Raw genomic sequence first — 6,000 nt, 5'->3', positions numbered from 1 at the left:
TTCGCCTACGGCCTCGCCGGCCTCTACCGGATCGCCCCCGGGATCGGCTTCGTCGAGACCTACGTCTTCGTCGCCCTCGTCAATGCCGGTCTGATGGCGGCGGCCGTGCTCTGGCTGGCCCGGGCGGCCCGGGACACGTTCGGCGGGGGCGGACTCGGCGTCGTCCTCGTCGCCCTGTCGGCGGGGGGGCTGCACCTCGTCGGCTTCCCCATGGAATCCTGCCTCGTCATCGCCGCCTCCGCCCTGTCGTACCGGCTCGCCGCCGGGGCGGCACGGGGCGACGCCACCCCGGCACTCATGGCCGCGGCCGTCGCCACGGGGATCGTCGGCGTCCTCGCCCGGTCGGACTACGCCGTGCTGCCGTTCGCGCTCCTCGCCGGGTTCGCCGCGCACGCCCTCCGGCACCGGCGCTGGCCCGCCCTCCGCGTGCCCGCGATGCTGTGCCTCGGCGCCCTCATCGGCATCGGCCTCGTGACCCTGCACACCCACCACTTCACCGGTGGCTTCGTGCAGCGCAGCGCCAGCATCAAGCATTTCTGGGCATCGGTGTCGGGCTACACCCCGTGGCCGGGCGTGGCGCGGGTGGTCGAGCTGTTCGGCCCCTACGGCCTGCCGCGGGTCCTCGTCCCCGTGATCCTCGCCGGCCTCGCCGCCTGGATCGCCCTGCGCGGGCGCCTGCGCGCCCTCCTCGACCATCCCCTCAGCCTCGGCTCCCTCGCGGCGGTCCTCGCCTACGTCGCCGTCTACAGCCTCAACGGGGCGGTGCAGTACTGGTACGCCGCGACGCTGTTTTCCGCCGTCGCCGTCCTGGCCGCCGGCCTCGCGGCGAACCTTCCGTTGCGCGGGGCGGCGGTCCCGCTCCTCATCGGGCTCTACGCCGCCGGGGGCGCCTGGCGGGTCGCCAACCCGCCGTGGCCGTGGCAGGTCGCCACCATGGAGGCGGGGTTGATGCTCCGCGGCGAGCCCGGCCTCGCCCCGGTGGCGGCCTGGAACGCCGGCATCGTCGCCTATTTCGCCGCGCGCCCGGTGACGAACCTCGACGGCCTCGTCAACGACGACGTCTATCCGGCCGTGGTGCAGGGGCGCCTCGCCCCCTACCTCGCCGACCGGGGCATCCGCTATCTCGTCGATTTCCCGACCCTGTTCTCGGAGTCCGGCGGGCGGCGCGGCGGCTACGCCGACGGGACCCTGGCCCGCTGCGCCGTGCCGGAGCGGACCATCCGGCCGGATCTCCCCTTCGACGGCACGGCCCTGACCCTCTACGGGATCGCGCCGGCCTGCCTCACGGCGGCGCCGCGAATGGAGGCCGGAATGCCATGATTTTCTTCGCTGTGGTTCCCTCCGTCCCGATGGCCGCCGCCGCCGCGCGCGCCGCACGCTTCGAGGTCTAGCGCATGCTCGAACGGTCCCTCGTTCAGGACGGCCCCCATGACGGCCCCGCCGCCGTGGACGGCCCGCGCAGCGTCGCGCCGGAAAGCCCTGCACTGGGCCTGCCCCTGGTGGTCGACCTCGACGGCACCCTGATCCGCTCCGACCTCCTCATCGAGAGCTTCTTCGCCGAGATCGGCGGCGACCCGCGCGGAATCCTCGCCCTGGCGCGAACGGTCCCGCGCGGCAAGGCGGCGATCAAGCACCACCTCGGCACCGCCGCCCTCGACGCCGCGCGGCTGCCCTACGACCCGGCGGTGCTGGACTGCATCGCCGCGGCGCGGGCGGCGGGGCGGCCGGTCTACCTCGCCTCGGCCAGCAACGCCGTGCTGGTGGAGAAGGTCGCGGACCATCTCGGCCTGTTCGACGGCTGGTTCGCCTCCGATCACGCCCAGAACCTCTCCGGCGCCGCCAAGGCGGCCCGCCTGGTGGCGGCCTTCGGCGAGCACGGGTTCGACTACATCGGCAACCACGCCGACGACCTGCCGGTCTGGGCCCGCGCCCGCCGCGCCGTCGCCGTGCGCCTCGCGCCGGCGGCGCGCCGGCGCCTGCTGGCGCGGATGCCCGACGCCGTCTTCCTGCCCGAGGCCGGGACCGGCCCCGCCGCGCGGGTGCGGATTTGGGCCCGGCTCCTGCGGGTGCACCAGTACGCCAAGAACACCCTGGTGTTCGTGCCCCTGCTGATGGCGCACCGCTTCGACGGGCCGGCCTTCCTCGCGGCACTCCTGGCCTTCGTGGCGTTCTCGCTCTGCGCCTCGAGCGTCTACCTCATCAACGACCTCATCGACATCGAGGCCGACCGGGCCCATCCGACCAAGTGCCGGCGGCCGCTGGCGAGCGGCCGGGTGCCGCTGCCGCAGGCCATGCTGGCGGCGCCGCTGCTGTTCGGGGCGGCCCTCGCCGTGAGCCTCGCGGTGTCGGGCGCCTTCACCGCCGTGATCCTCGGCTACTTCGCCCTCACCAGCGCCTACTCGGTCTCGCTCAAGCGCAAGATGCTCGTCGACGTGGTGACGCTCGCCGGCCTCTACACCATCCGGGTGGTGGGCGGCGGGGTCGCCGTCGGCGCGGTCCTGTCGGACTGGCTGCTGGCCTTCTCCCTGTTCATGTTCATGGCGCTCGCCCTGATCAAGCGTTACACCGAACTCACGAGCCGCCTCGACCGCGGCCTGCCGAGCCCGACCAACCGCAACTACGAACTGTCCGATCTGCCCATCGTCGCCGCCCTCGCGGCGGCCGCCGGCTACAACGCCGTGGTGGTGCTGTCCCTCTACCTGTCGTCGGAGGCGGTGACGCAGCTCTATTCGCGCCCGAAGCTCCTGTGGTGCGTCGGCCCGGTGATCCTGTACTGGATCTCGCGGGCGCTGCTCATGGCGCACCGCCGGATGATGCACGACGACCCCATCGTCTTCGCCCTGCGCGACCGGGTCAGCCTCGTGACGGCGGCCACCGTCGGCGCCCTGGTGCTCGCCGCCATATGAGCGCGCCCGCCGAGTTTGAACCCATGATCGAGGCCGATTCCACGATGACCCGTCCCGGGCCCGTCGCCCTCGGCCTGCGCTACGTCGGCTTCGCCGTGCTCGCCACCGCGGCGAACCTCCTGGCGCAGGAGGCCACCGTGCGGATCGCCCCGTGGGCGCCCCTCCTCGTCTCCGTCGTCATGGGCACGGGCATCGGCTTCGTGGCGAAGTACGGCCTCGACAAGTATTTCGTGTTCTTCGACGCCTCGGCGAGCCGGCGCGAGGAAGCGCGCAAGATCGGCCTCTACGGCCTGTTTAGCGTCGTCACCACCCTGGTGTTCTGGGTGTTCGAATTCGGATTCTTCGCCCTCTGGGGCACGAGCACGGCGAAGTACACCGGTGCGATCCTCGGGCTCGCCGTCGGCTACGCGGTGAAGTACGGCCTCGACCGGCGCTTCGTCTTCACCGGGCGCGCCCCGTGAGCGCCGACACGCAGACGATCGCCGGCTGGGGCCGCTATCCGCGCCGCGCCACGCGGCTCATCGCCGTCCGCGAAGAGGCCGCCGTGGCGCCCCTCCACCGGGCCGAGACCGGGCTCATCGCGCGGGGCAACGGCCGGGCCTACGGCGACGCCGCCCTGGGCGACACCACCACCCTGGCGCTCGGCGGCCTCGACCGGATGATCGCCTTCGATCCGGAGACGGGCCACCTCGCCGTCGAGGCCGGGGTGCTGCTCGCCGACATCATCGACGCCTTCCTGCCGCGGGGGTTCTTCCCCGCCGTGGTGCCGGGCACGCGCTACGTCACCGTCGGCGGCATGATCGCGGCGGACATCCACGGCAAGAACCACCACGGCGCCGGCGGCTTCGGCGCCCATGTCGAGAACCTCACCCTCGCCCTGCCCGACGGCACGGTCCGCACCTGCGGGCCCGGCGCCGACCTGTTCGCCGCCACCGTCGGCGGCATGGGCCTGACGGGGACGATCCTGCGGGCGACCCTGCGCCTGCGCCGGATCGAGACCGGCTGGATCCGCCAGCGCACCGTGGCGGCGGCCGACCTCGACGCCGCCATGGCGGCCCTGGAGGCCGCCAACGGCTCGACCTACGCGGTGGCCTGGATCGATTGCCTCGCCCGCGGCGCCGCCCGGGGCCGCGCCCTGGTCTATGGCGGCGAGCACGCCACCCGGGCCGACCTCGCGGAACTCGCCCCCGGTGCGCCCCTGAACCCGCCCGCGGGCGGCGGCGCCCTGGCGGTGCCGTTCGACCTGCCGGCCCTGACCCTCAACCGCCTGAGCGTCGGCGCCTTCAACGCCCTGTACTATGGCCGCGGCCGCGCGGGCGCCGGGCGGGACAGCCTCGTCGGCTGGGCGCCGTACTTCTTCCCCCTCGACGGCATCCGCGACTGGAACCGCATCTACGGCGCGCGCGGCTTCCTCCAGCACCAATGCGTGATCCCCAAGGCCCGCAGCCGGGCGGCCCTGGCCGAGATCCTCGACCGCGTCGCCCACGCGGCCCCGTCGTTCCTCGCCGTGCTCAAGCTGTTGGGGCCGGGGGGGGGCGTGATGTCGTTCCCCCTCGCGGGCTACACCCTCACCCTCGATTTCCCCGCGAGCCCCGCCAACCTCGCGCTCCTGGATGACCTCGACGCCATCGTGCGGGCGGCCGGCGGCCGGCTCTACCTCGCCAAGGACGCCCGCCAGAGCCGCGACACCTTCGAGGCCGGCTACGGCGACGCCGCGACCCGGTTCCGGGCCCTGCGGCGCGACCTCGGCGCGGAAGGCAGGATCGCCTCCGGCCTGTCGCGGCGGTTGGGGCTGTGAAGGCCCGCCCGGATGCGTTCGGTGAATGGGTCGAGGGCGCGCGCGCCCGGCGATCCGCCCTGTTTCTCATGGGACCGGTGGTCGGCGCCCGGCACGACCGGCTCCCCCTCCCAAAAGGCTTTCGTCTCCACACCTCTCGCGGGATGCTCGGGTCCCCTCTCTTGAAAGGCTACGGCATTCACACATCTCGCGGGCAGCGCGGGTCCCCTCTCCTGGAAGGAGAGGGACAGGGTGAGGTGTGTGACTTATTCGGAGAGCCCACACACCTCACCCCAGCCCTCTCCTTTCAGGAGAGGGAGCACAGGTGCGCCTCCCGCCCGCATCCGGATGCCGTCTGCCCTGTCTCCGAACGAGATTGCCCCGCCGCCCAGGGGAGCGGCGCCGCCGCGCCTCACTCCGACATTCCTCCGGGGAAGCCGATCCGGCCGTTCCGGCCCCACCCAACCCGTCCGAGGCCGCATGACCCAGAACGCTCCCACCGTGTCGCGAAAACTCGTGCTCCTCGTCGGCGCCACCTCCGACATCGGCCACGCCACGGCCCTGGCCTACGCGCAGGCCGGATGGGACGTGATCCTCGCCGCCCGCGACCCGGCGGCGGCGGCCCGCAACGCCGCCGACCTGACGGCGCGCACGGGGCGGCCGGTGCCGGTCGTGGCCCTCGACATCACCGACACGCCGGCCTTCACCGCCTTCGTCGACGGCCTGCCGCGCCTGCCCGACACGGTGGTGAGCGTGGTCGGACTCCTCGGCGAGCAGGCCCGCGCCCAGTCCGACCTCGGCGCGGCCGCCGCGGTGATGCGCGCGAATTTCGAGGGGCCGTCCCTGCTGCTCGGCCTGTTCGCCGAACGCTTCGCCGCGCGGGGCTCGGGCACCCTGGTGGGGGTCTCGTCGGTGGCGGGCGAGCGCGGCCGGGCCTCGAACTACGTCTACGGCGCGGCCAAGGCCGGCTTCACCGCCTTCCTGTCGGGCCTGCGCAACCGGCTGGCGGCGAACGGCGTCCACGTGCTCACCGTGAAACCGGGCTTCGTCCGCACCCGGATGACGGCGGGGATGCCCCTGCCAAAGCCCCTCACGGCCGAGCCGCACGAGGTCGGCGCCGCGATCTTTCGCCATGCGGAGGTGAAGCGCCGCGACGTGGCCTATGTCCGCCCGGTCTGGGCCCTGGTGATGCTGGTGATCCGGGCCATCCCCGAGCCGGTGTTCAAGCGGCTGAAGCTGTAGCGCGACCTCCGATCGCGCGTACCGATCGCTGAAGGAGGCGCTGAAGCGTCGGCTCCCTCTCCCCTGCGGTCCCGC

5 protein-coding genes (1 of these 5 running past the window's edge) are annotated in these 6,000 nt (G+C 73.4%); all 5 read left to right on the top strand.

Annotation, left to right across the window (positions count from 1 at the left end; all coding sequences use genetic code 11):
* Positions 1 to 1,320, top strand: the 3' portion of a protein-coding gene (locus ASF28_RS03830; RefSeq protein WP_056087886.1) for a hypothetical protein. The gene continues 210 nt to the left of window position 1, outside the view; only the last 1,320 of its 1,530 coding nucleotides appear in the window; its start codon lies off the left edge, out of view; its stop codon occupies positions 1,318 to 1,320.
* A gap of 74 nt (positions 1,321 to 1,394) precedes the next feature.
* The gene (locus ASF28_RS03825) at positions 1,395 to 2,906 is read left to right on the top strand and encodes a UbiA family prenyltransferase (protein WP_082475981.1); all 1,512 of its coding nucleotides are present in this window, start codon (positions 1,395 to 1,397) and stop codon (positions 2,904 to 2,906) included.
* Between the two features lie 23 nt (positions 2,907 to 2,929).
* Positions 2,930 to 3,367 (top strand): GtrA family protein, encoded by a 438-nt coding sequence (locus tag ASF28_RS03820; protein WP_244474876.1) that lies wholly within the window; start codon positions 2,930 to 2,932, stop codon positions 3,365 to 3,367.
* Positions 3,364 to 4,704: an FAD-binding oxidoreductase gene (locus ASF28_RS03815; protein ID WP_244474875.1), complete on the top strand. Its 1,341-nt coding sequence runs from the start codon at positions 3,364 to 3,366 to the stop codon at positions 4,702 to 4,704. The genes ASF28_RS03820 and ASF28_RS03815 overlap by 4 nt, the downstream gene beginning before the upstream one ends.
* A gap of 459 nt (positions 4,705 to 5,163) precedes the next feature.
* Positions 5,164 to 5,925 (top strand): SDR family oxidoreductase, encoded by a 762-nt coding sequence (locus tag ASF28_RS03810; RefSeq protein ID WP_056087883.1) that lies wholly within the window; start codon positions 5,164 to 5,166, stop codon positions 5,923 to 5,925.
* Positions 5,926 to 6,000: the final 75 nt, after the last annotated feature.

This window comes from Methylobacterium sp. Leaf99 (genome assembly GCF_001422375.1).
Taxonomy (GTDB): Bacteria; Pseudomonadota; Alphaproteobacteria; order Rhizobiales; family Beijerinckiaceae; genus Methylobacterium.
This window is presented reverse-complemented; position numbering and strand designations above follow the sequence as displayed.